This is a genomic window from Chryseobacterium sp. 14P4.3.2 (assembly GCF_057799275.1).
Map to the genome: position 1 here is coordinate 24,847 of NZ_JBYOKO010000019.1, position 24,169 is coordinate 49,015.

The 24,169-nt window shown below is 36.0% G+C and carries 18 protein-coding genes; 7 read left to right on the top strand and 11 right to left on the bottom strand.

Features of this window, described 5'->3' with window-relative positions; all coding sequences use genetic code 11:
- Positions 1–7: 7 nt before the first annotated feature.
- Both AC27VX_RS20885 and AC27VX_RS20890 read right to left on the bottom strand, forming a co-directional pair.
- Positions 8–1,024 (bottom strand): sugar phosphate nucleotidyltransferase, encoded by a 1,017-nt coding sequence (locus AC27VX_RS20885; protein WP_236857220.1) that lies wholly within the window; start codon positions 1,022–1,024, stop codon positions 8–10.
- A 136-nt stretch (positions 1,025–1,160) separates the two neighbouring features.
- Entirely contained in the window at positions 1,161–2,588 is a 1,428-nt protein-coding gene (locus AC27VX_RS20890; protein WP_488697740.1) for an oligosaccharide flippase family protein, read from the bottom strand.
- Between the two features lie 100 nt (positions 2,589–2,688).
- Between AC27VX_RS20890 and AC27VX_RS20895 the strand changes: the two genes are divergently transcribed.
- Positions 2,689–4,023: a dihydroorotase gene (locus AC27VX_RS20895; protein ID WP_488697742.1), complete on the top strand. Its 1,335-nt coding sequence runs from the start codon at positions 2,689–2,691 to the stop codon at positions 4,021–4,023.
- A gap of 178 nt (positions 4,024–4,201) precedes the next feature.
- On the opposite strand, the gene AC27VX_RS20900 is transcribed toward AC27VX_RS20895, so the two are convergent.
- The 3 genes from AC27VX_RS20900 to AC27VX_RS20910 form a co-directional block, all read right to left on the bottom strand.
- Entirely contained in the window at positions 4,202–6,499 is a 2,298-nt protein-coding gene (locus AC27VX_RS20900) for a GH92 family glycosyl hydrolase (protein ID WP_488697744.1), read from the bottom strand.
- A 74-nt stretch (positions 6,500–6,573) separates the two neighbouring features.
- Positions 6,574–7,260, bottom strand: coding sequence for a response regulator transcription factor (locus AC27VX_RS20905; protein ID WP_236857228.1), 687 nt, complete (start codon positions 7,258–7,260; stop codon positions 6,574–6,576).
- An 18-nt stretch (positions 7,261–7,278) separates the two neighbouring features.
- Positions 7,279–8,526: a sensor histidine kinase gene (locus tag AC27VX_RS20910; RefSeq protein WP_488697746.1), complete on the bottom strand. Its 1,248-nt coding sequence runs from the start codon at positions 8,524–8,526 to the stop codon at positions 7,279–7,281.
- Positions 8,527–8,696: 170 nt separating this feature from the next.
- On the opposite strand from AC27VX_RS20910, the gene AC27VX_RS20915 reads away from it, so the two are divergent.
- From AC27VX_RS20915 to AC27VX_RS20930, 4 genes are all read left to right on the top strand, one after another.
- Positions 8,697–9,107 carry a DUF1573 domain-containing protein gene (locus AC27VX_RS20915; RefSeq protein WP_236857230.1) on the top strand — a complete coding sequence of 137 codons (411 nt, stop codon included), beginning with the start codon at positions 8,697–8,699 and terminating at the stop codon, positions 9,105–9,107.
- Positions 9,108–9,314: 207 nt separating this feature from the next.
- Positions 9,315–10,196, top strand: a complete 882-nt coding sequence (locus AC27VX_RS20920) for an SDR family oxidoreductase (RefSeq protein WP_236857231.1) — start codon at positions 9,315–9,317, stop codon at positions 10,194–10,196.
- 82 nt (positions 10,197–10,278) lie between these two features.
- Entirely contained in the window at positions 10,279–12,477 is a 2,199-nt protein-coding gene (locus AC27VX_RS20925; protein WP_300685196.1) for a M1 family metallopeptidase, read from the top strand.
- A gap of 85 nt (positions 12,478–12,562) precedes the next feature.
- A complete protein-coding gene (locus AC27VX_RS20930) occupies positions 12,563–13,390 on the top strand; it encodes an endonuclease/exonuclease/phosphatase family protein (protein WP_236857234.1) in 828 nt (275 codons plus the stop codon).
- 2 nt (positions 13,391–13,392) lie between these two features.
- Here AC27VX_RS20930 and AC27VX_RS20935 read toward each other — a convergent pair whose 3' ends face one another.
- Entirely contained in the window at positions 13,393–14,079 is a 687-nt protein-coding gene (locus AC27VX_RS20935) for a response regulator transcription factor (RefSeq protein WP_236857236.1), read from the bottom strand.
- Positions 14,069–15,340 carry a sensor histidine kinase gene (locus AC27VX_RS20940; RefSeq protein ID WP_488697750.1) on the bottom strand — a complete coding sequence of 424 codons (1,272 nt, stop codon included), beginning with the start codon at positions 15,338–15,340 and terminating at the stop codon, positions 14,069–14,071. Before AC27VX_RS20940 ends, AC27VX_RS20935 begins: the two co-directional genes overlap by 11 nt.
- 158 nt (positions 15,341–15,498) lie before the next feature.
- On the opposite strand from AC27VX_RS20940, the gene AC27VX_RS20945 reads away from it, so the two are divergent.
- Both AC27VX_RS20945 and AC27VX_RS20950 read left to right on the top strand, forming a co-directional pair.
- Positions 15,499–17,871: an outer membrane beta-barrel family protein gene (locus tag AC27VX_RS20945; protein WP_236857239.1), complete on the top strand. Its 2,373-nt coding sequence runs from the start codon at positions 15,499–15,501 to the stop codon at positions 17,869–17,871.
- 108 nt (positions 17,872–17,979) lie between these two features.
- Positions 17,980–19,845 carry a M1 family metallopeptidase gene (locus tag AC27VX_RS20950; protein ID WP_300685203.1) on the top strand — a complete coding sequence of 622 codons (1,866 nt, stop codon included), beginning with the start codon at positions 17,980–17,982 and terminating at the stop codon, positions 19,843–19,845.
- A gap of 144 nt (positions 19,846–19,989) precedes the next feature.
- Here the strand turns inward: AC27VX_RS20950 and AC27VX_RS20955 are convergent, their stop codons facing one another.
- The 4 genes from AC27VX_RS20955 to AC27VX_RS20970 form a co-directional block, all read right to left on the bottom strand.
- Entirely contained in the window at positions 19,990–21,375 is a 1,386-nt protein-coding gene (locus AC27VX_RS20955) for a phosphatase PAP2 family protein (RefSeq protein WP_488697753.1), read from the bottom strand.
- Positions 21,376–21,470: 95 nt separating this feature from the next.
- Positions 21,471–22,469, bottom strand: coding sequence for a zinc metalloprotease (locus AC27VX_RS20960; protein ID WP_300685206.1), 999 nt, complete (start codon positions 22,467–22,469; stop codon positions 21,471–21,473).
- Positions 22,470–22,715: 246 nt separating this feature from the next.
- On the bottom strand, positions 22,716–23,357 hold the full coding sequence (locus tag AC27VX_RS20965) for a response regulator (protein ID WP_488697755.1): 642 nt from the start codon (positions 23,355–23,357) through the stop codon (positions 22,716–22,718).
- On the bottom strand, positions 23,354–24,139 hold the full coding sequence (locus tag AC27VX_RS20970) for a sensor histidine kinase (protein ID WP_488697757.1): 786 nt from the start codon (positions 24,137–24,139) through the stop codon (positions 23,354–23,356). The genes AC27VX_RS20965 and AC27VX_RS20970 overlap by 4 nt, the downstream gene beginning before the upstream one ends.
- Positions 24,140–24,169: the final 30 nt, after the last annotated feature.

A 24,169-nucleotide genomic window follows, 5' to 3' on the forward strand; every position in this document is an offset into this window, starting at 1 on the left:
TCTTAATTTATTTAGAAAGAAAATCTAAAACAGAGTAGTCTCCCAAAGAAATTTCTCTGGCCACCCCAAAATACTGAGCGGAATTACCGATCATAGAATTGGAAAGGTTTCCGTGATTGATTCTTGTGTTTTCCTGAATCAGAGAATTTTCAATATTAGAATTTACAACTGTAGTATTGTTACCCAATGAAACACCAGGTCCTACTTTCGAATTGGAAATTTTTACATTTTCACCAATAAAGCAAGGTTGAATGATCAAAGAGTTTTCAATTACCGCAGAAGCTGGATAATGAGACATTGATTCTCTTTCATATTCCAGAATCTTACTGTTGGTTTCTACAGTAGCATTTTTGTTTCCGCAGTCCATCCAGTCATTTACTTTTCCTAAAGTGAATTTGGCTCCTTTTGCTCTCAGATTTTCTAAAGCTGTTGTCAGCTGATATTCTCCTCCGTTTTTGATGTTGTTTTCCATAATATAGTTGATCTCATCCATCAGTTTTTCACCACTGTTGAAATAATAGATACCAATAATGGCAAGGTCCGAAACGAAAGTTTGTGGCTTTTCAACGAAGTCGGTAATGAAACCGTAATTATCTAGCTTTACAACTCCAAAAGCGGAAGGATCTTCTACACTTTTCACCCAAATAACACCGTCAGAATTTTTATCTAAAACAAAGTCTGCACGGAAAAGGGTATCTGCAAAAGCTATTACCACATCTCCTGTCATTGATTGCTCGGCACATTTTATTGCATGTGCAGTTCCAAGTGGATCATTCTGATAATAAATACTTCCTTTTGCTCCTAATTTTTCGGCAATCTGAATCAAAGATTTTTCAATCTCAGGACCAAAATCTCCGATTATAAAAGCTACTTCTTCAATATTTTCTCCTGCAACTTTAGCAATATCTTCCACCAATCTCTGGACAATAGGTTTTCCAGCGATAGGAATAAGAGGTTTTGGAACTGTCAGTGTATGGGGACGTAATCTGGAACCACGTCCAGCCATAGGAACAATAATTTTCATAAATTATATAAAAGATGTTTTTAGTAGTTAGTTAAATATGAAGGTTAAAGATAGTAATTAAAACCCTTGTTGGAGTATGATTATCTATTTTTAAATTAATAACAGATTTGTGTAGTATCAAAATAAAGACCAAAGTTTAATTCTTTCTGATTCTTGATAAAATCATGTTTTTTTCAGAATAAATCAAAATTCCGACGAAGATTAAAAACAATACATTACTCGTGATGATATTATAATTGAGGTATTTTACAATGATAAAACTGAAAACTCCTAGCAATAGCAAAAAGAAAGACATTTTCTTCATTCTGTAAGGGATAGGATAATATTTCTGACCTAGCAGATAAGAGACAATCATCATAATTACATAGGCCCCGAAAGTTGCCCATGCAGAACCTATCATACTGCGATAGTATGTTAAAGCTAAAAAGTTGAGACCAATATTGATTCCTGCTCCGAGCCAAGAAATGACAGTTCCCACACTGGTTCTGTCGGTTACTTTGTACCACGTGGAAAAGTTGTAGTAAATTCCAAAGCAAAGATTGGCAACAACAATGATCGGGATAATATCTATGGCGATCCAATAAGATTTGTTGGGGATAAAAACGTCTTTCAGCCACGCAATATTAGCGATAATTCCTAATGCTACAGCACAGGCGAAAAAGGCGAAGTATTCTGCCACTTTAGCATACGTTTTTTTAGCATCACCTTTGTCCATTTGTTTAAAAAAGAACGGTTCAATACCCATTCTGTACGCTGTAACAAATAAGGTCATCAGCACAGCCAGTTTATAACAGCCTCCATAGGCTCCTGCTTCTTCGTCTGAAATATAATTTCTCTGGATGGATTTGTCGAAGTTTTCATTCACCATAAAGGCGAGACCTGCCAGCATAAGCGGAAAGGAATACTTAATCATGCGTCCAAACAAAGAAGTTACAAATTGAAATCTTACTTTTAGTATAATAGGTAGCAATAGTAATAAACCCAAAGCACTTCCTGCTAAGTTACTGAAGAAAGGGAAATCTACATTTTGGTCCAGACCAAAACTTTTTGATATGTTTTCAGGGATCCAAAAGAATAAAGCGGCTGTAAATACTGCCTGAAATATTGCCTGAACTACCCTTACTGCAGAATATTTAATAGGTTTGTTATGAAAACGCAACCAGGCAAAAGGGATCACCAGTAAATTGTCGAAAAAGGCAATTGAAGCAAACCATTTAATATATTCAGGATTGTCATGATACCCTACATAATCAGCAATGGGCTGATTGAAAAGGTAGCACAATGCGAGAAAAATGGTGGAAGTTGAAAACAAAAACCAAAACGAAGTGTTGAATGTCTTTTTCTCATTACCATCTTCGGCAGAAAATCTAAAATAAGCGGTTTCAAAACCAAAAGAAAGTATAATGTTCACAAATGAAATCCATGCATAAAGCTGCGTGAAAATGGCAAAGCCTTCATTGGGGATTTTATAAATCAAAAGAGGATTAAGGATGAATAAGATAATTCTTGGTGCTATTGCCCCCGCTCCATAGATGATTGTTTGTCCTAATAGTTTCTTGTACAAAGTCGAAATTTTTTACAAATGTAAAACTTTAAGGATTCGTTTTGTGATTTTGAAGCTAATTAAAACATAAAATCTTAATTTTACCAGGAAATAAATTGAAATGAAAGTTCTTATCAAAAACGTAAAAATCGTCAATGAAGGAGAAATCTTTGAAGGCGATATCTTAATAGAAAATGATCTAATCTCTAAAATAGGTGCCGGTATTTCTGAAAATGCCGATCAGATCATCGATGGGGCAGGGAAATATCTTCTTCCGGGAGTGATTGATGATCAGGTACATTTCCGTGAACCGGGCCTGACTCATAAAGGCGATATCGAAAGTGAATCAAGAGCAGCAATTGCCGGTGGGATTACCAGCTTTATTGATCAGCCTAATACTGTTCCCAATGCTGTTACTCAGGAACTACTGGCAGATAAATATGAGATCGGAGCTCAGAAAGCGTATGCGAATTATGGGTTCATGATGGGGGGAACGAATGACAACCTTGAAGAAGTTTTAAAAACAAACCCAAGAAATGTTCCCGGAATTAAATTATTCTTAGGTTCATCTACAGGAAATATGCTGGTAGATAATCCTGAAACGCTTGAAAATATTTTTAGCAATACAAAAATGCTGATTGCTGTTCACTGTGAAGACGAAGCAACCATCAGAGCCAACACACAAAAGTATATGGATGAGTATGGAGATGATATTCCGGTGAAGTTTCACCATCTGATCAGAAGTGAAGAAGCATGCTATAAATCTTCCTCAAAAGCGGTGGAACTTGCCCAGAAAACAGGGGCTAAGCTCCACGTTTTCCATCTTTCAACGGCTAAAGAAATGGAACTTTTCAGAAATGATATTCCATTAAAAGATAAAAAGATCACCGCTGAGGTATGTGTTCATCATTTGACCTTTACTAATGAAGATTACGAGACAAAAGGAGGTCTTATCAAATGGAATCCAGCTGTAAAAACGCAGAAGGATAAAGATGCACTTTGGGAAGCACTTCTGGATGACAGAATTGACGTTATTGCTACGGACCATGCTCCTCATACAGCCGAGGAAAAGGACAATGTCTACACAAAATGTCCTTCAGGAGCCCCATTAGTACAACATTCGCTTGTTGTAATGCTTGAAAATTATAAAAACGGGAAAATTTCTCTGGAAAAAATCGTTGAGAAAATGTGCCACAATCCTGCCATCCTTTTCAGGGTAGAAAAGAGGGGTTTTGTAAAAGAAGGGTATAAAGCGGATCTTGTTTTGGTAGATTTAAATGAAGACTGGATGGTTTCCAAAGATAATTTATTATACAAATGTGGATGGAGCCCACTGGAAGGGATGAAATTCCATTCTAAAGTTACGCATACTTTTGTCAATGGACATTTGGTTTATGATCAGGGTAAAATTGCAGAAGAAAAATTCGGGGAACGTTTACTTTTTGAAGTAGAGTAATTGAAAAGGAAATACAAAATTATAATAAACTCTGTAAAATATCGGGGATTATGATCATACAACAGGAGCGGGCTTTAACCCGCTCCTGTTGATTATTTAGCCAAAACTTATTTATCTTTCATAGATTACACAAGTCAAGCAGATTTTTAAACTTAATCATTTGCTCAATCTGGATATCTTACTTCTTTGGCTTACTTCCCATATAAAATGTGATTTTCCCTCCATTCATAATCTCAGAATGTTTCAAAATAAAATTCTTAATCTCTTTCCCATTCAAAAGAACTTTCTGAACATATACATTCTTTGGACTTTGACTGACCGCCTCAATTTCAAAGACTTTTCCATTTTCCAGATTCAATATAGCATGGTCAACAGCAGGACTTCCGATAGAATAATCTTCCGATCCGGGAGCAACAGGATAAAAACCTAATGAGCTTAAAATATACCAGGCACTCATTTGTCCGGTGTCATCATTTCCTCCCAATCCATCAGGGGTAGCTTTATACTGCATTTCTAAAATACGGCGGATCTGAGCCTGGGTTTTCCATGGCTGCCCTGCCCAGTTATAAAGATAGGCTACATGGTGTGCCGGTTCATTTCCGTGGACATATCCTCCAATGATTCCCTCTCTTGTAATGTCTTCAGTATCTGCAAAAAACTCGTCAGGAAGATGCATGGAAAATAATTCATCCAGTCTTGAAGCGAATTTCTTTTTGCCTCCCATCATTTTGATAAGCTCATCAGGATTTTGTGGAACAAAGAAACTGTAGTTCCAGGAGTTTCCTTCAATAAAACCTTGCCCGTGGGTGCTTAGTACATCAAAATCTTTTTTGAAACTTCCATCAGCCAATCGGGGACGCATAAAGCCGCTTGTGGGGTCAAAATTATTTTTCCAGTTTTCAGAACGTTTGATAAATTGATTATAAACTTCTGTTTCCCCCAGATGTTTAGCCAGTTGGGCAATCGCCCAGTCGTCATAGGCATATTCCAGTGTATTTGAAACCGAAGTTCCATTTTTTTCAGCGGGAATATAACCCAGGTCGATGTATGGTCCAATCCCTTCATAATCTCTTTTGCTGGCTGTTTCTAAACAGGCTTTCAGAGCTTCTTTCGGATCTCCATTATAATTTCCTTTGATAATAGCATCTGCCACCACGCTTACACTGTGATAACCGCTCATACACCAGTTGTCATTGGCATAATGCGACCAGATTGGCAGCATCTTCATAGAGAACTGATCGTAATGAGCCATCATTGATCTTACCATATCATTATTCCGTTTTGGCTGAATAATATTAAAAAACGGATGTAAAGCCCGATAGGTATCCCAGAGAGAAAATGTTGTGTAATTGGTAAATCCTGTTGCTTTATGAACGTTTTGATCTAACCCTTTATATTCTCCATTGACGTCCATGTATGTTGTAGGATTAATAAAAGTATGATACATTGCTGTATAAAAATTAGTCTTTTCCGTATCAGAACCTTTAATGAGAATTTTGTTTAATTCTTTATTCCAGTTATCCTGAGTTTGAGCTTTTACCTGATCGAAGGATAAATTTCCGGTTTCTTTTTCAAGATTTTCCATAGCATTGGCCTGGCTTACGGGTGAAATGGCAAGTCTGATTTCAATAGCTTCATTTTCACGAGTGTCAAAATCAAAATACATTTTCAAATTCTTTCCTGCAATCTCAGGGAAGTTTTTAGTCTGGTCAAATTTTCTCCAGAATCCATTATAAACCTGCTTTCCATCATAGTTTTGTTGACCATAATTTTTAAAAGATTTTGAGAATTTCATAGCAAAATAAACAGTCCTTGTTCGTGCCCAGCCATTGGTCTGGCGGTATCCTGTAACTGTATTTCCGTTTTCAACACGGGCGTAGGTCCATACATTTTTTCCGTTATAATTATAGATTCCGGCCATCAGATCCAGAATAATATGTGCCTGATCAGACTTTGGAAAGGTATAACGGTGGACCCCCACTCTTGATGTTGCGGTGAGCTCTGCCAAAATATGATGATCATCCAGTTTTACTTTATAATAACCCGCTTCTGCCGTTTCATTCTGATGAGAGAAGCTGCTTCTGTAGCCATTTTCCGGATGCAAAGCAGTCCCCGGATTAAGCTGTAGTTTTCCTACAGTAGGCATAATGAGAAAATCCCCTAAATCGGAATGTCCCGTACCACTGAAGTGGGTAGAACTGAAACCTACAATCGTCTTATCTTCATAACGGTAACCCGCACAATATTTGTAAACCTCCCCGTTATACTTCCCATTGAGTTCATAGGAAATAGTATCTGTTTCAGGGCTTAACTGTACGGCCCCGAAAGGAGAAGTAGCGCCAGGGTAAGTATGCCCCATTTTCTCAGTCCCGATGAGAGGATTGACATATTGTATTAATTTTTCAAATTTTTGAGCTTTAAAATGTAAGCTGAAAAATAAAAGAAACAGAAAAACAGTTGTTCCGTGATTTTTCATTAATGATAGGTTTTCAAAGATTAAAATTAATTAAAATCATCATTTACTGCGCTGTTGTGGACGAAATTTGTATATCATTTATTCTTTTCGGAAAAACGGAAACCTATTCCGTGCAGGTTCTCGATCAGAATATTTTGTTCATCTGCCAATACCTTTCGTAACCTGGAAATAAATACATCCAGACTCCGCCCCATAAAATAATCATCATCACCCCAAATGGCTTTCAGGATATCCTGCCTTTTCAGAACCGTATTTTTATTTCGGATAAAATATAACAGCAGGTCGGATTCCCTTTGGGTAAGGGTAATAGTCGCTATAGCATCTTGTAATGTATAGTTTTTGGGATCAAAGTCATATTTGCCAACTTTATAACTTGAGGAATAGGTATTGGTTTTCTTTGATCTTTTGAGAAAAACTTCAATTTTCAGAATCAGTTCTTCTATGCTGAATGGTTTTACCAGATAATCATCGGCTCCTATCTTAAGCCCTTTGATGCGATCTTCTTTTAATGCTTTTGCGGAAATAAAGATGATGGGTATATCAGAATTTTTATGGCGGATCTGCTCTGCCACTTCAAATCCGTTCAGCTCAGGCATCATAATGTCCAGCAGACAGATGTCAAAGTTTTGACTGTGATAGGCCTCCAGTGCAGATTTTCCGTCCGGGTAGCAGTGGATGTCATAATAGCTCTCAAGGCTGTCTTGTATCAGGAATGCAATCGTCTTGTCATCTTCCGCATATAAAATTTTAGATTTCTCCATACTTCGCTATTATTAAATTTAAAATGGAAAAAAGAGGGTTGTAGTAATTCCTTTGTCTGTATTGTTTTCCACTGAAATTTTCCAGTTATGCTGCTGTACAACTTTTTTTACATAAAATAATCCTAATCCAAAGCCATTCACCTCTTCGCTTTTTTTAGTACTTACCCTATAAAATTTCTCAAAAATCTGAGGAATATTTTTAGGTGGAATGCCTATTCCGTTGTCTTTAAATTTCAGATATAAACCTTTTGAGTCTTTAAAGGACGAAATTACAATACTAGGTTTTGTTTCGCAATACTTAATGGAATTATCCAAAATATTATATACAATATTGGTGAAGTGAAATTCATCCGCCATTATTGAAGTATTGTTTTCTATTTCTATATAAATGCTGAGGTCTTCATTTTTTTGCTGTATGGCGTCAGCAATTTCCTGAATAAATGGGAAGAGGATGATTCTTTGAGGCTTTAAGGACAATCCCGAAGCATCATTTTTGGCGATATTCAATATTTTTTCAATATGACTATTCAGCTTATAGCTTTGATTGATAATAATAGATGTATAGGTTTGCAACTTGTAGTTCTCCTGTATCAGATCTTGCTTGTTGAGGGCTTCTGAAGCTAAAAGTATTGATGATAAAGGTGTTTTGAACTCATGGGTCATATTATTGATGAAATCACGCTGCAGTTCTGAAAACTTTTTCTGCTGAATGATTGTATAAATAGAATAGACATATACAAGGAGAATAATAATAAGAGCAAAAGTGAGTAAATACCAAAACCTTAATGAGCTGATCAGATACGTTGTTTTATCGGGGAAACGTATAGAAAAATAATAAATCAGGTTTTTATGCTTTGGAAAATTGATCACTTTGTTACTCGGGCTTTCCTGATGACTGGAAATATACTTCCCATAGATCATTTTATCACTGTGGCAGTTGTAAAGAGCATATACGTAATCTGTATTGATCTGGAAACGGGTGAATTCTGTTTTCAGATAATACTCAAGAACTACAGGATGAAATTCATTGTTAATATTAACCACATAATAGTCATTAGCTATATTTTGTACAGGGTTTTCCGTGAAAGAATTTTTTCCTCCGGATAATTTTTCAGCAACTTCTAATAATGCAATATTTACTTTCTGATTAAATTTTTTATCTTCAAGATTATAAGCCTGCCGGGTCCACATTAGCTGAGCTATTAAAATTCCAATAATAGCAATGAATCCCAGCGTTATAATGATATTGAGTTTTTTTATTTTCATTTTCCCAAACAATATTATCCAAAAATATCTATTAATCATTTATCATTAACAACTTGTTAACAAATGTTTGAAAGCAGTTAACAAATTATATGGTCGATCTGCTTTACATTTGTTTCACCATAAAGAAAATAAGTTCTTTTATTACTTCAAATTAATAAAAATCTATACTCATGAAAAAATTAAAAATCACAGCAGTGTTAGCAGTTTTAGCTTTCTCTCCGTTTTATGCAAATGTATTTCCTGTTGAAGGTACTTCAATTGTGAAAATGGTTGCTGATGCTATTAAATGGAAATCAGAATCGATCGATGTAGGAAATATTCCTCAGGGTAAACCAAAGTTGATCAGATTTGAATTTACCAATACAGGTTCAAAACCAATCATCATACAAAATGTAGCACCTTCATGTGGATGTACAACAGCAGATTATACAAAGACGCCTATTCAGCCTGGTAAAAAAGGATTTGTGGAAGCTAGTTATAATGCGGCAGCTGCAGGTGCATTTATGAAAACTGTAAACGTTACAACAAGCGAGAGCAAATCTCCTAAAACACTTTCGTTTAAAGGAGTGGTTGTTTCATAACTCATATTTCAATAATAACAGAAGTCGTTTCATTATCCGTGAAACGGCTTTTTTTGTATTGCTATCTCGTGCATAATTTAAAAAAATGCCAAGACAAATAATTATATTAAATTTACATACACCGTATTAAAAGGTATTTGATTTTCTGCGGGAATCTTTTGTCGCCTGTAGAGATTATATTATATATTTATTTAAAATTACTGAATTATGAACTTATATACACAGCCAATGCTTCGCGAAGGGGCACTAAAAGATAAAGTAGCAATTGTAACAGGTGGCGGAAGCGGGCTTGGAAAAGCAATGACCAAATATTTTCTTGAACTGGGAGCCCATGTGGTAATCACTTCCAGAAATCTGGAGAAATTACAGACCACTGCGAAAGAACTGGAAGAAGAAACGGGAGGTAAGGTGCTTTGTGTAGCTTGTGATGTAAGAAACTGGGATGAGGTAGAAGCAATGAAAGAAGCTGCATTAAAGGAATTTGGTAAAATTGATATCCTTCTTAATAACGCTGCCGGAAATTTTATTTCTCCAACAGAAAAATTAACCCACTCTGCTTTTGATTCCATTCTTGATATTGTTTTAAAAGGGACAAAAAACTGTACCCTTTCTATTGGTAAACACTGGATAGATTCTAAAACTCCGGGAACCGTTCTGAATATTGTTACTACATATGCCTGGACAGGTTCTGCTTATGTAGTTCCATCAGCCTGTGCAAAAGCCGGGGTACTGGCAATGACAAGATCGCTGGCTGTAGAATGGGCTAAATATGGAATTCGTTTCAATGCCATTGCTCCGGGACCTTTTCCTACGAAAGGAGCATGGGACAGACTTCTTCCGGGAGATCTTCAGGAGAAGTTTGATATGAAAAAGAAAGTTCCATTGAGAAGAGTAGGAGAACACCAGGAGCTTGCTAACCTTGCTGCTTATCTGGTTTCAGATTATTCTGCTTACATGAACGGTGAAGTGGTAACCATTGATGGGGGAGAATGGCTCCAGGGAGCGGGAGAATTCAATATGCTTGAAGCAATCCCAGGTGAAATGTGGGATGCGTTGGAGGCGATGATTAAAGCCAAAAAGTCAAATTAATTAAACTTATATAAAAGACTCCCGGCGATGTAACAATTCCGGGAGTTTTTTATACCTATATACCAAGTAATAATTTTTTCAAATGAATGTTAAACTTCCAACCCTGGTTTCCGCAGTGGCCGTTTTACTGTTTTCAGGATCTGCTTATGCACAGGAAACACCAAAATATGATTATGTAGAAGCGTTCAAACCGTTTTTCTACCCTCAAACCGGAACTGAAACCCGTTCTGCAAGCGGGCAGCCTGGGCATGCTTACTGGCAGAATTCAGCAGATTATCATCTGAATGTAAGCCTGAATGAAGATAAAAAAGAAATTACAGGAACCTCTGAAATTACCTATACAAACAACAGTCCGGATAAATTAAGTTTTCTCTGGCTGCAGCTGGATCAGAACTTGTTTTCGAAAGACTCCCGCGGAAATGGAGTAGTTCCGCTTTCAGGAAGCCGAAACGGGGCTCACGGCGAAGAGTTTAATGGAGGGTATACTATTAAATCAGTAAGACTTGATGGCAAAGACGTCAAATATACCATTACAGATACAAGAATGCAGATTGATCTGGCTAAAGAATTAAAAGCAAAAGGAGGAGTCGCAAAAATTGTGATTGATTATTCCTTTGTTTCTCCGGATTACGGATCAGACAGAATGGGTATTCAGGAAACCAAAAACGGTAAGGTTTTTACTATGGCACAATGGTATCCGAGGATGTGTGTGTATGACGATGTATTGGGATGGAATACGATGCCTTATCTTGGGGCTTCTGAATTTTATTTAGAATATGGAAATATCACTGCTGATATTACAGTGCCTGCCAGTCATTATGTAGTAGCATCAGGAGAACTGCTTAATGAAAAAGCGGTTTACAGTAAAGAAGAAATCAACAGATGGAATCAGGCTAGAAACAGTGATAAAACGGTAACAATCCGTTCCGAATCTGAAATTGGAAAAAATAAACCTTCCGGTACAAAGACCTGGAAATTTAAAATTACACAAGCAAGAGATTTTGCCTGGGCATCATCTGCCGCATTTATTCTGGATGCCGCAAAAATTGATCTGCCCAGCGGTAAGAAATCTTTAGCCATTTCTGCATACCCTGTAGAAAGCGCTGGTGATAAAGCCTGGGGCAGATCTACAGAATATACCAAGGCTGCCATAGAACATTATTCGAAAAAATGGTATGAATATACTTATCCGGCTGCCACCAATGTTGCTGGGAACGAGGGCGGAATGGAATATCCGGGTATTGTTTTCTGCCATATGAATTCCAAAGGAGAAGATCTTTGGGGAGTCACAGATCATGAATTTGGACACAACTGGTTTCCTATGATCGTAGGCTCTAATGAAAGAATGTTTGCATGGATGGATGAAGGCTTTAATACATTTATCAACGGACTCTCAACAGAAGCTTTTAATAAAGGTGAATATTACAGAAAACCAAATCTTGCCCGGTCAGGAAGTTATCTTATGGGAGATTATCTGGAGCCCGTTATGGTAGGACCTGATAATATGAGAGAACGAAATATTGGATCTCTGGCTTATTATAAGCCGGCAACAGGATTGTCTGTTTTAAGAGAAGCGGTTCTGGGACCTGAAAAATTTGACAAAGCATTTAAAACCTATATCGATCGATGGGCCTTCAAACATCCTACTCCCTGGGATTTCTTCCATACTATGGAAAATGTTTCCGGTGAGGAGCTGAATTGGTTTTGGAGGGGTTGGTTTTTTAATAAATGGAAAATTGATCAGGGGATTAAGAATGTAAAATATGTAGATGGAGACTTTAAAAACGGAGCTCAGATTACTGTTGAAAATATTGAACAGATGCCAATGCCTACTACAGTACAGATGAAATTTAAAGATGGGACAGCAAAAATTGTAAAAATCCCTGTGGAAGTCTGGAAAAGAAATACAGAATGGACTTTCAGAGTAGATTCTGATAAAGAAATCAGTGAAGTGAGACTGGATCCCGATGCTGTAGTTCCGGATGTTAATGCCGCAAATAATGTTTGGTTATCTTCCAATATAAAACCGGTTGAAAAAATTAACGTGAAAGATTTTACAGGAAGTTATAAGAACGACAAAACTAAATTTAAGATAACTTTCGTTGAACACAGCGGGAAACTCTCTGCGCAGGTTTCGGAAAAATATGAATTTCCTCTTGAATATGTGGGAGATAATAAATTTATTTCTGATCAGTCCGATCTTGATATTGTTTTCAGTAAAGACAAAAAAGAAATGACTCTGACAGAAGCGGGAAGAGCTACCAAATTCAGTAAAGAATAATCGTAATTTAACAATATAATCATATAAATAAGGCTTCTCTATGACAGAGAAGCCTTATTTTTGTCTCTTATTGATAAAATAGCATATGAATTTCAGATTTTCAATGGTGTTCCTGATGTATTTTGCATTGGGATTTTCACAGGATTTTACCGTAATGAGCTTTAATATCAGACTGAATGTAGAGTCGGATAAAGAAAATGCATGGCCTCAGAGAAAGCAGGACGTTGCAGATTTAATAACCTATTATCATCCTGATTATTTCGGTGTACAGGAAGCGCTTCCGGAACAGATGAAAGATATCAAAAACGGATTAAAGAACTACGACTACGTTGGGGTAGGAAGAGATAACGGGAAAGAAAAGGGTGAATTTTCAGCGATTTTTTATGATACGAGAAGACTTGATATCGTAAAATCAGGAACATTCTGGCTGTCTGAAACACCGGAAAAGCCTTCAAAAGGATGGGATGCAGCATTGAACAGGATTTGTACCTATGCCTTATTTAAAGATAAAAAATCAAAAAAAGAATTTCTGGCTATGAATCTTCATTTTGATCATATAGGAAATGTAGCAAGAGTAAAATCTTCTGAGCTGATCCTGAAAAAGACCAAAGAGCTCAACCCTAAGAATCTTCCGGTAACTTTGAGCGGAGATTTTAACCTTACAGACGATACAGAACCCATTAAAATCCTTTCTCAGAATATGAAAGACAGTTTTTACCATTCTGAGAGCAAACACTATGGTCCGGTAGGAACTTTTACCGGTTTTAATGTAAATGAAGTGCCCAAAGAACGAATTGATTATATTTTCACAAAAGGATTCAGTATAAAATCTCACAGACACATCAATGACCGAAGAGAAAATCTTCTCTATCCATCAGATCATTTCCCGGTTATTGTAAATCTTTCTTTATAAAATTAACTGGTTGGAAAATCAACTTCAAATCCAATTCCTCTGAGGGATTGGATTTTTACTTCTGTATCATTGATGAAATACTTTCGGAGCCTGCTGATAAATACATCAAGGCTTCTTCCTGTGAAATAGTCATTGGTTTCCCATAGATTATCCAGAATATTATCCCTTGTTATTGTAGAATGATTATGCCTCAGAAGATATAGAAGAAGTTCCTGTTCACGAACCGTCAACCGTACATTTCCTTTGGGATGGGAAAGCTGAAGTTTCTGCGTGTCCAGGTGATATTGTCCGATTTTTATCCGGGTTTCCGTACTGATGGGTAAGGTTCTTTTCAATATATTTCTAATTCTTAAAACCAGTTCCTCCGGATCGCATGGCTTTGGAATATAATCATCCGCACCGATTTTTAAACCCGTTAATCTGTCAATTTTCTGATTTTTTGCTGTTAAAAATAATAATGGAAACTTCGTTCTTTCCTTTAAAATCATTTTAGCCAGTGAGAAACCGTCAATATTAGGCATCATTACATCTAAAATACCTATCTGAAAAGGAAAATCAGAAGTGATGAGGTCCACAATATCCTCAGGATTCTGAAACCAGGTGACTTCAAAATCTTCCAGTTCCAGATATTGTTTCAGGATCATTCCAAAGTCCGGATCATCCTCTGCCAGAAGAATTTTAGTTTTCATAGGGCATATTTATTTTAAAAGTTGTTCCTTCTTTAGGCTGGCTGGTAACTTCTATTGTACCCTTATATTTTTTTGTAATCTTCTGAACAAAATATAAACCGAGCCCTAATCCTTTTGTATTATGGATATTATTGGATTGTATTCTATAAAATTTTTCGAAAATATTTTTGAGTTCCTTTCTTTCAATACCCTGTCCATTATCTTTGACTATAATTTCAAGATTTTGTTGTGAGGATAAAATCTTTACCTGTACAGCAGACGAACCATATTTTACACTGTTTTCACACAAATTTTTCAAGACCGTTTCCATGAGATTTTTATCAAAAGGAAGCTGGTGCATCACTTTATTTTCAAGTTTAAAATTAGTCTGCGTGTAGGTAAAAGTAAGATCCTGGACGAAAAAATCCCAGTCTTCAGGTCTTACAGGGAGGAGTTCGTTGGGGATTTCGTCTTTATGAAGCTGAAACATCAGACTTTCAAGCCGGGAGATTTGCCGGTCTATAAGTGGGAGAGTTTCCGGATTCCATTCCTTTTTTAGGGCTTTTGATGCTACCTTTAGAGTAGCAATTGGAGTTTTAAATTCATGAGAAATATTATCAACCGCAGTATGCAGGACTTCAACAAGCTTCTGTTGTCGGATAAGATTTTTAGTAGTAAAAATGTACAACACCAAAACACCTGCTAATAAAGCTATACAACAGAGTATTAAGAGTGCAAGCTCCCTGAATACAATACTTTTAATATTCAGAATTTGTAGATCAGTTTCTCTTTGGATAACAAAGGTCTCACTATTGTTTGATGTTTCCCAAGTTCCGAAATTTGAGAGCCTTGGTTTGGAAACTTTATTTCTGGTTTGGAAAATAATAATAGGTTCTTCAATAAGTTTATTACCAGTTGGAGCAAATATAATAGATATATACCGAACTCTTAAAGCTATTTTATAGTTTTCCTTTTTAAATGCATGATCTACATAGTTGCTGATCTGATTGGTTGTGCTTTTTCTGTTTTTTTCAAAGGTATCCAGAAATTGCTGCTTGCTTATCCTGTTGCTATTAAGACCAATGAATAATTTTCTCTGAGCATTATCATCACCTCTTTTTTTTGCTAATTGAATTGTATAGTCTTCTAGTTTTAAAGATACTTCCTTATAAATTTCCCTTTCCCTTACCAGATAAGTTTTGTATATAAAATAGGTCTGGATCCCAAGGAGAAGCAGAAAAAGTCCAGAAAAAATTGTAATAAGAAATTTACTTTTTGACATCATTGGGTACAAAGATAAATTTTTAAATTTTCCCAAACTGACATTAACCGTCCTTTAACCTTCCGTTAACCGAAGTTCTTCGTGGTAATTTGGAGATTTGTAAAATGAAGCCAACTAGAATAATAAGGCTTAAAATATTTTAATATATAACACAAATAATGAAGAAATTACTAATTTTCCTTTGTTTTCCTGCCGTAATGTTTTCCCAAACACAAAAAATAGAAGGGATCATTGTAAACGAACAAAACCAGAAACTTTCTTTGGTACCCATAGATATTTATAATTTTCAAAATTTATTACTGAAAACTATCAGGACCAATGAAGATGGGCATTTTATTTTAGATGGAATTGCAGATCCTTCTGTAAAACTAGTAATTAAAGAGCTGGAGTATGCGCCGTACGAGCAAAAACTGGATATAAAAAGCCAAAGTCAAATACTTCAAGTTGTGCTGAAAAGGGAAGATCATGATATTCAGGAAGTGGTATTAACCAAGAAAAAACCTTTAGTCACAAGAAAAATAGACCGTTTGGAATTCAACGTTGAAAATAGCAATATTACATCACTCAGTGCCTGGGAAATATTGCAAAAAACCCCCGGAGTTACAGTTAATAATGAAAAGTTGGCAATTAAGGGCAGTCAAAATATTTTAGTTACTATTAATGATAAAAAAGTAATACTTACTGGAGATGAACTCAAAAATCTTTTGGAAAATACCCAGGGACAAGATATAAGATCTGTAGAAGTGATAACTAATCCACCTGCAAAATATGAAGCTTCCGGCAGTGCAGTACTTAATATTGTGATGAAGGAAAATAAAATTAAAGGCTATCGCAGTAGTATTTTTTCCCAATATATACAGTCCCAATATGGAAAGGGAAAAGTAGGTATTTCTCAATACTATAAAAAAGATAAACTTTCTTTAATGGGCAGCTATTATCTGAATGGAGGGACTTATTTTAGGGAAGGAATTGATCAGGTTAATTATGTAGAAGATCAGACAAGATGGGTAAGCACAATGAATAGGAAAGATAAAAATAGGTCCCAGAGTAGTGTGAACCTTAATGTTGAATATGAGATTGACAGCTTGACAAATTTAAGCCTGAATTATTCAGGGCTCTTCAGACCGAAATCTTTCGGGAGATATGATGTTCCTACATTGATCTACAATAGCCAGAATATTGTTGAGTCTAATTATAGAACAATTAATGATCATCATTCAAGTTCTTCTAATAATGCTCTGAGTGCTGAAATAAATAGAAAGTTTAATAAAAAGAGTCAGATAACCTGGACAAATTATTTTACAGGAAATAATACTTGTAGTTATCAAGATGTTATTACGCTTCTCAATTTTGCAAATCAATCTCCTAAAGAAAATAATTTTATCACCAATAATAAAAGCAATATTGAATTGTATTCTTCCCAGCTTGATTATCAATGGAAGGGAGAAAAATGGAATTTGGAATCTGGATTAAAATACAGCTTTGTAAAGACCGGCAATCAACTTGTTTTTTCAGACAATGAAAATGGAAAATTAAATTATCGAAATGATAAAAGTAATATTTTTGATTATAAGGAACATAATTTTGCACTCTATACCTCGCTTTCTTATAATATTGGTAAATGGAATTTCAAAGGAGGATTACGTGCTGAAAATACAGATATACAGGGAGTTGTTTCAGACCCTTATGAAGTGAATACAAACAAATATTGGAAATTATTTCCAACTCTATATACTCAATATACTACAGAAAGCAATCATCATTTTGGATTGTCTTATGGAAAACGAATCAGCAGGCCATCTTATTCGTGGTTAAATCCGGCAAAGTCATATTATAATTTATTCTCTTATTTTCAAGGAGATCCAAATCTGAAAGCAACAATTATTCATAATTTAAATTTTAATTATACCTGGAAAAATTGGAATCTTGATTTTTATTACCGAAAGGAAATTAATCCATCAATGGAAATTTCATATCAGAATCCCACCAATAATAATCTAATTTATCATTTGACAAATATTGAAAAAGAACAGGCTTTCGGGTTTAGTTTATACAAAAATTTTCAAATTAAAAAATGGTGGATTTTGAATATTTCTGAAAATCTGGAGCATAATGAAAATTATTTTATTGGTGTTGATGCTGTTTTACATAAAAATAAGATAGTAAATCTGGAGTCAGATATTTCTACCAGTTTTATATTGAATAAGGCTACAGAGTGGAAGCTAGAGATAGGAAACAGATATAATTCGCCTCATATTCAGGGGACTTTTAGAATCTCCGGTTCTTCCTCTACTTATTTGATAATGAATAAAAAATTATTTAATAAAAAATTGGAAACGAGCCTTATGTTCAATGATATTTTTAGAACATCAAAAAAGAAGGTTAGCACAAAATATGCTAATCAGGATAATTTTTATCTTGACTATGGAGATACACAAAACTTTACTATTTCTTTAAAGTATAACTTTGGAAATCAATCTGTGAAAGCAGCCAAGCCAATTAAGAAAACCGATGAACAAGGGAGAATGTAAAATCTATTATATAAAAAACTAATATCTATAAAACATTATTATAAAAGAATTGAACAACTTCCTGTTACATTTTCGCTATTTTTGATACCTATCTTTAAAAATAGCGTTATGAAGAAAATTTTTTCCGGAATGCTGATGGTAGTTTCATTGCTGCAGATACCTGCACAGGAGTTATATATGCCCAGAAATATTAAAAAAGCCTATGAAAAAGGGACGCGTGATATTTCCGGGGCTCCGGGCAAGAACTATTGGCAGAATAAGGGAATTTACAATGTAGATGTGAAAGTAGATGCCGGCACAAAAGTCGTTTCAGGAAAAGAAACAATTGTGTACAGCAACAATAGCCCTGATCAGCTTAATGAGCTGGCTATAAGATTTGTGAATAATCTTCACAAGCCACAGTCTCCAAGGTCGGGCGTGGTGTCTAAAGATTTTCTGTCTTCAGGATTAAAGATTAAATCCTTTATCGTGAATGGTGAAAAATACGATATCAACAGTGACGATTGGGGAACGGTTGAAAAAGTAAAATTAAAATCAGCTGTAAAATCAAAATCTAAAGCTGAGGTTAAAATAGAGTGGGAATATCCTCTATCCGTACAGAGCGGAAGAGAAGGTCAGATAGATCCTGAAACATTTTACGTAGCCTATTCTTTTCCAAGAATTTCTGTATACGATGATTATAATGGCTGGGATATGCTTCCGCATTCAGACAGACAGGAATTTTATAACGATTTCAATGATTATAGCTTTGCGATCTCGGCTCCGAAAAATTATGTGGTCTGGGCAACCGGGGATTTTCTAAATCCGGAAGCCGTACTTCAGCCGGAATACCTGAAAAGATATAAAGCTTCCTTAAAGAGTGACAAGGTAATGCACGTTGCTACCGAGCAGGAGATGAAGTCAGGAAAAGTAACCCGCCAGAACAAGTGGAATATATGGAAGTTTAAAGCCAATCATATCACTGATTTTTGTTTTGCAATGAGCAATCATTATGTCTGGGACGCTGCAAGTGTACAGCTGAAAACCAAGAGAGCCAGTGTACAGGCAGGTTATAAAAATGGCGCAAAAGATTTTGAACAATATGTGGACTGGATGCGTTATAACCTGGATTGGTTTTCTAAAAACTGGCCTGGAGTAGAATATCCTTATAATGTGATGACTGCCATCCAGGGGTATGCAGATATGGAGTATCCTATGATGATCAATGATACAAGTATTCCTGATGATCTTCGTGATGCAAGGCTTACGGCAGATCATGAAATTGCCCATACTTATTTCCCTTTCTATATGGGAATCAATGAAACAAGATATGCCTTTATGGATGAAGGCTGGGCAACTACTCTGGAATACCTCATCGGGATTGATGAAAACGGAGAAGCTGCTGCCAAAGAGTTTTATAAAAATTTCCGTGTTAAAAGATGGATCAATGATCCGTCTGCAGAAGAAGATCAACCGGTGATTACTATGAGTACGCAGGTAAGCGGTTCAGGATATGGTAATAATTCTTATGTGAAAGCATCACTGTCTTATCTGGCACTGAAAGATTATTTAGGAGATGAATTATTCAAAAAAGCACTGCACCATTATATGGATAACTGGAATGGTAAACATCCGGTTCCATGGGATTATTTCAATTCGATGAATGCAGGTTCCGGAAAAAATCTTAATTGGTTTTTCAATAACTGGTTTTATACCAATAATTATATTGACTTAAAAGTAGCAGGGGCATCCCAGAAAAATGATCTGCTTACCGTAAATGTAATGAATGCAGGCGGATTTGCTATTCCATTTGATGCCATACTGACTTATGAAGACGGAACAACAGAAAAACTGCATTTCTCACCTTCTATCTGGGAAAACGACCAGAAAAAGGCTGATCTTGCGATTCCTACTAAGAAAAAAGTCAAATCTGTAAAACTGGATGGCGATATTTTCATGGATTATACACCGGAAGACAACAGTAAAACACTGTAAAGATAAAAATGCTCTGTCAAAAGTGATAGAGCATTTTTTTTCAGCCGTCAATCTGTTTATAAAAAAAACAATCTTTCATGACTGATAATTGAAATTTTGTGAAAAAATATTTTTATCCTGCATTAAAAAACATTTCCTTTTTGTTTAAAAATAAGCTGTCAATCGCAGACCTAATGTAAAATAGTTGATCTTTTCTTTGGTGATAAGATTATTAAGCTCATTGTTTAGCTCATCATTGTCTTCCAGGCTATCACTGAAATGGTAACGAATGGAAGATTTTATCTGGTTATAATCGGAATATAGAGTTAGTCCTAATTCCGGATTGAATTTGTACGTCAAAGCAGCTCCCGTATTCCATCGGAATGCCGGTTTTGGTTTATATCTGGCTATCGGAAGTTCATGATTAGGGGCTTCCACATTATCACTCTTTACAAAAACCTTTCCACTGGCTGTAGCGGAATATCCTGCAGTTGCCTTAAGGGTAAGCAGCCATTTATCTGAAAATTCATGAGAAAAATATGGCCCCAATCCGGCGCTAAGAAATCCCATAGATTGTGTAATGATGCTGTAATTGCCGAAGCTATCTCCATCCTCAAGAGGTACTTTTAAAGGCTTAACAGGGAAGCTACTGAAGCTGAAGTCTCCTCCGATTCCCCAATTCTTTGAAAAGAAATAAGCCCCTTCCAATCCACCTTCAAAACCTACCTGCTTTTTGTTATCCAGACCAATTTCTTTCAGGAAGTCAGTTGTTCCAAGAGCGGCTCCCATCTTTAATGCAATAAAAGAAGGATTTTCATTTCCTTGTATTTTAGATAGAAGACCTAAGTTATCTCCTTTGTTTTTATAAATTTTATCAATAAAGAAATATCCTAATTCTGTAGATAGAATCCCGATTCCTGCGCCTGCCAGAACATCAGGAATCCAGTGTCTGTTATTCAAATTCCGGCCAAGTCCTGTAAGAGCAGCACTACCATACCCTGCAATACTGTATGCCGGGTTTACCATTCCGTATTCCTTATGCAGAAAGCTGGCATTAGTAAATGCCATAGCACTGTGACCGGAAGGGAATGAGTTGTTTTTGGATCCGTCCGGACGCTCAACTTTTGCCGTATATTTAATGGAATTGACCAGAATTCCCATGATAGCCAAACTGGTAACATAGGAAAGAGTGGCTCTTCCAAGATTGTTTCTTCCTTTAACTCCTGAAAGCTTTAATCCATAAACAGCTGCTGCAGGAGCATACTGAAGATAATCATCATATTTTGCTTTAAAGCTAGGAAGATATCGGTTGCGGACTTCACGGATGTTTTCTTTTTCTCCCCATGTGGCTGCCGCTGCCGTAAAAAGTATGGCCGGGGCCACTGATTTCCTTACCCATTCTTTTTTCAAGAAAGGAGTTTTATCCTGAACTGAAATATCAGGCTGGATCAATGCTAGATCTTTCTGAAGGTTTCTGGATTGGATAGTATCCTGAGCTTTATAACAGTGTAAATGCAATAGTATTCCCGATGCTAGTGCTAATTTTTTCATTCTTAGTGTCCTCAAGTTTTTTCTGGCGTAAAAATATAAAAAAAATCCATCCCCCACGGAGATGAATTTTTTTATAAGTAAAATGTAATTAATTATTAGTTAACTCTCAAACCTGCTCTTGGCCCGGAAGCTGCTACTACTGCCTGCATTCTTTGTTTTTGATTGGCTGTGAACATAACCATTACTTTATCATCTACATAATCCATATAATTCATAAAGATCTGAGAACGGCTTACACCGCTGCATGTAGCGTAAAGAGGATAGGAAGGAATCCCATAATTAGGACCAGGTGAAGCTGGTGTATCATTAGAATAGTCAGTCTGGCATCCTGTGTTGGTAGATCCCCAAAGATGCGGAAGGTTCAGATAATGTCCAACTTCGTGGGTGGCGGTTCTTCCCAGATTAAACGGAGCTGAGGTTCCGGAACCTGTTCCGATATAAGGAGCCGCAATCACAACACCGTCTAGTGAAGAAGTAATTGTTCCCGGATAATAAGCATATCCCAGTGTACCTCCAGTCATACTATTTACGATCCAGATATTTAGATAGCTGTCAGGTGAAGTGGCTGCAATACCTGTAGTGGCAGATTTCATTTTATTTTCATCCGGATTCCAGCTTGTGGTGCTTACTTGTTTTCTTACTGTTTTGGCAAGTCTGAATCTGATTTTGGTATCTCCAGCTTTTACAGGAACAAATTCTGATGGAGTATTGTTGACATCTGAATTTGTACTCCCGTAATCTCTGTTCAGTACATCAATCTGAGACTGTAATCTCGCATCCGTTACATTTTGACTGGCTGTATTGTATACAACATTAAATACGACAGGAATTTCTACCGTTCCATCTGCGAGTACTTTACCTACTTTTAAATCAGCGATACGCTTTTCAGTAAATTGTTCAATGGCTTCCACTCTTGCTCTGGCAGCAGGATCTGTTTTTAAAATGTTTTCCCTCATTAAGTCTGAAGGACAAACTCTTTTACTGGCCATTTGCTCAGATGGTGATGATGTCGGTTGTTGCTCCGTGGTAGAATTTGCATCATTGCTGCAAGAAGCTAAAAATATAATTCCAGCTCCCAAAAGAAATTTTTTCATATACTATTATTTTTTTGGATTTGTGGCTGTGAATTTATATTAATTAAAATTAATACGCAAACTTTTTAACTAATACGTGGTTATTTCGTAATATTTTAGTTTGATTGTTGATTTTTAGTTAATCTATTTGATTTTATTTTGATTTTAATTTATTTTGTGATTTTGTTTTTAATATTTCTAAAATAAGTGATTTTTAATGTAAATAATTATACAGTATTGTGTTTTTAAGGGATTTTTTACGTTACGTTAGGTTCCAAAACCATTTTTAATAGCAAAAACCGCCAGACCAACACGGGTCTTTAAATCCAGTTTGTCACAAAGCTGATCCCGATAACTTTCAACAGTTCTTGGGCTGCAGCACATTCTGTCGGCAATTTCTTTATAACTGAGCTCAGTTACAGTATATTTCAGGAATTCTTTTTCACGTTCAGAAATTTTTACAACCACTTCAGATTCGTGATCTTTATTCAGGGTGGAGAAAATTATTTTTGAAGCCCATTCCGGATAGAAGAACCCATCAGTGTTTAATCTGGAAAGCGCTGTTTCAAGATCTTTTGGGTGGGTGTTTTTTAGAAGATATCCTTTTGCTCCGTTCTTGATCATTTTAATCACACTGTTGTCATCGCCCTGCATACTTAGAGCCATGATCTTAATGTCAGAGTGATTTTTTGTGAGCCAGGCTGCTGTTTCAAAACCGTCCATAATCGGCATACTGATGTCCAAAAGGATAATATCCGGAATTTTGTTGCCTTCTTCAAGCTTTTGAATCAGATCTTTTCCGTTTTCACAGACATAGATCACCTCAAAATCAGTAAAATTACTAATAATTCCTTCCAGTGCTTTGGCAATAAGTATATGGTCGTCAACGATAACAATAGATTTTTTCATGACTGTTTTTTAAAAATTATATGAAGTGTGGTTCCCTTATTTTTCTGGCTGTCAATGCTGAATTGGGCTCCGATAATTTCAGCTCTGTTTTTCATATTGGTAAGACCTATACCATTGGAGGTGATATGAGTCGTATCGAATCCTGTACCGTCATCCCGAATGGTAAGATCCCAAAGGATATCCTCAGAAGTATTCAGGGTGATGTAGATATTTTTGCAGTTGGAATGTTTTAAACTGTTCTGAATAAACTCCTGTGTAATTCTTAGAAGCATATTCTTATGTACAAAGCCTAAATCCAGCTGGTTGAAGTTGTATTCAAAATTTATATTGCATTTTTTAAAAGAATTGGTATTATTTACCTCCTCCTGTATCAAAGTTACAATTTCCTTTTGATTGATGTTATCATCCGTTAGTGTTTTTGAAAGACTTCGAAGATCCTGAAGCGACTGATTGATAATCTGTGATACCTGATCAATTCTTTCACTGGCCTCCGGAACTTTATTTTCGTAAAGCATCTGCTGTACATACAAACTCACCAGCGTCAGCTTCTGACCAATATTATCATGAAGCTCTCTCCCGATTTGCTGCATAGTAGCTTGCTGAATTTCCAGTTGAGTAGCCAAAAGCTCTCTTTGATGAATTTCATTTTTCATCTCAATCTCAATCAGGTATTCTTTCTTGCGCTGCTGGTAATTTCTGATATAGATGACTACTGCAACAACAAACATTACGAAGAATATATTGAATAAAATGATCGTAATTAAGAGTTCTGTTTTCCCCATATAAGTGAACTTGCAAATAAAATATACATT

Coding starts and splice junctions, on each gene's coding strand:
- AC27VX_RS20885 (WP_236857220.1), bottom strand. CDS start 1,024: ATGAAAATTATTGTTCCTATGGCTGGACGTGGTTCCAGATTACGTCCC.
- AC27VX_RS20895 (WP_488697742.1), top strand. CDS start 2,689: ATGAAAGTTCTTATCAAAAACGTAAAAATCGTCAATGAAGGAGAAATC.
- AC27VX_RS20900 (WP_488697744.1), bottom strand. CDS start 6,499: ATGAAAAATCACGGAACAACTGTTTTTCTGTTTCTTTTATTTTTCAGC.
- AC27VX_RS20905 (WP_236857228.1), bottom strand. CDS start 7,260: ATGGAGAAATCTAAAATTTTATATGCGGAAGATGACAAGACGATTGCA.
- AC27VX_RS20910 (WP_488697746.1), bottom strand. CDS start 8,526: ATGAAAATAAAAAAACTCAATATCATTATAACGCTGGGATTCATTGCT.
- AC27VX_RS20915 (WP_236857230.1), top strand. CDS start 8,697: ATGAAAAAATTAAAAATCACAGCAGTGTTAGCAGTTTTAGCTTTCTCT.
- AC27VX_RS20920 (WP_236857231.1), top strand. CDS start 9,315: ATGAACTTATATACACAGCCAATGCTTCGCGAAGGGGCACTAAAAGAT.
- AC27VX_RS20925 (WP_300685196.1), top strand. CDS start 10,279: ATGAATGTTAAACTTCCAACCCTGGTTTCCGCAGTGGCCGTTTTACTG.
- AC27VX_RS20930 (WP_236857234.1), top strand. CDS start 12,563: ATGAATTTCAGATTTTCAATGGTGTTCCTGATGTATTTTGCATTGGGA.
- AC27VX_RS20935 (WP_236857236.1), bottom strand. CDS start 14,079: ATGAAAACTAAAATTCTTCTGGCAGAGGATGATCCGGACTTTGGAATG.
- AC27VX_RS20940 (WP_488697750.1), bottom strand. CDS start 15,340: ATGTCAAAAAGTAAATTTCTTATTACAATTTTTTCTGGACTTTTTCTG.
- AC27VX_RS20945 (WP_236857239.1), top strand. CDS start 15,499: ATGAAGAAATTACTAATTTTCCTTTGTTTTCCTGCCGTAATGTTTTCC.
- AC27VX_RS20950 (WP_300685203.1), top strand. CDS start 17,980: ATGAAGAAAATTTTTTCCGGAATGCTGATGGTAGTTTCATTGCTGCAG.
- AC27VX_RS20955 (WP_488697753.1), bottom strand. CDS start 21,375: ATGAAAAAATTAGCACTAGCATCGGGAATACTATTGCATTTACACTGT.
- AC27VX_RS20960 (WP_300685206.1), bottom strand. CDS start 22,469: ATGAAAAAATTTCTTTTGGGAGCTGGAATTATATTTTTAGCTTCTTGC.
- AC27VX_RS20965 (WP_488697755.1), bottom strand. CDS start 23,357: ATGAAAAAATCTATTGTTATCGTTGACGACCATATACTTATTGCCAAA.
- AC27VX_RS20970 (WP_488697757.1), bottom strand. CDS start 24,139: ATGGGGAAAACAGAACTCTTAATTACGATCATTTTATTCAATATATTC.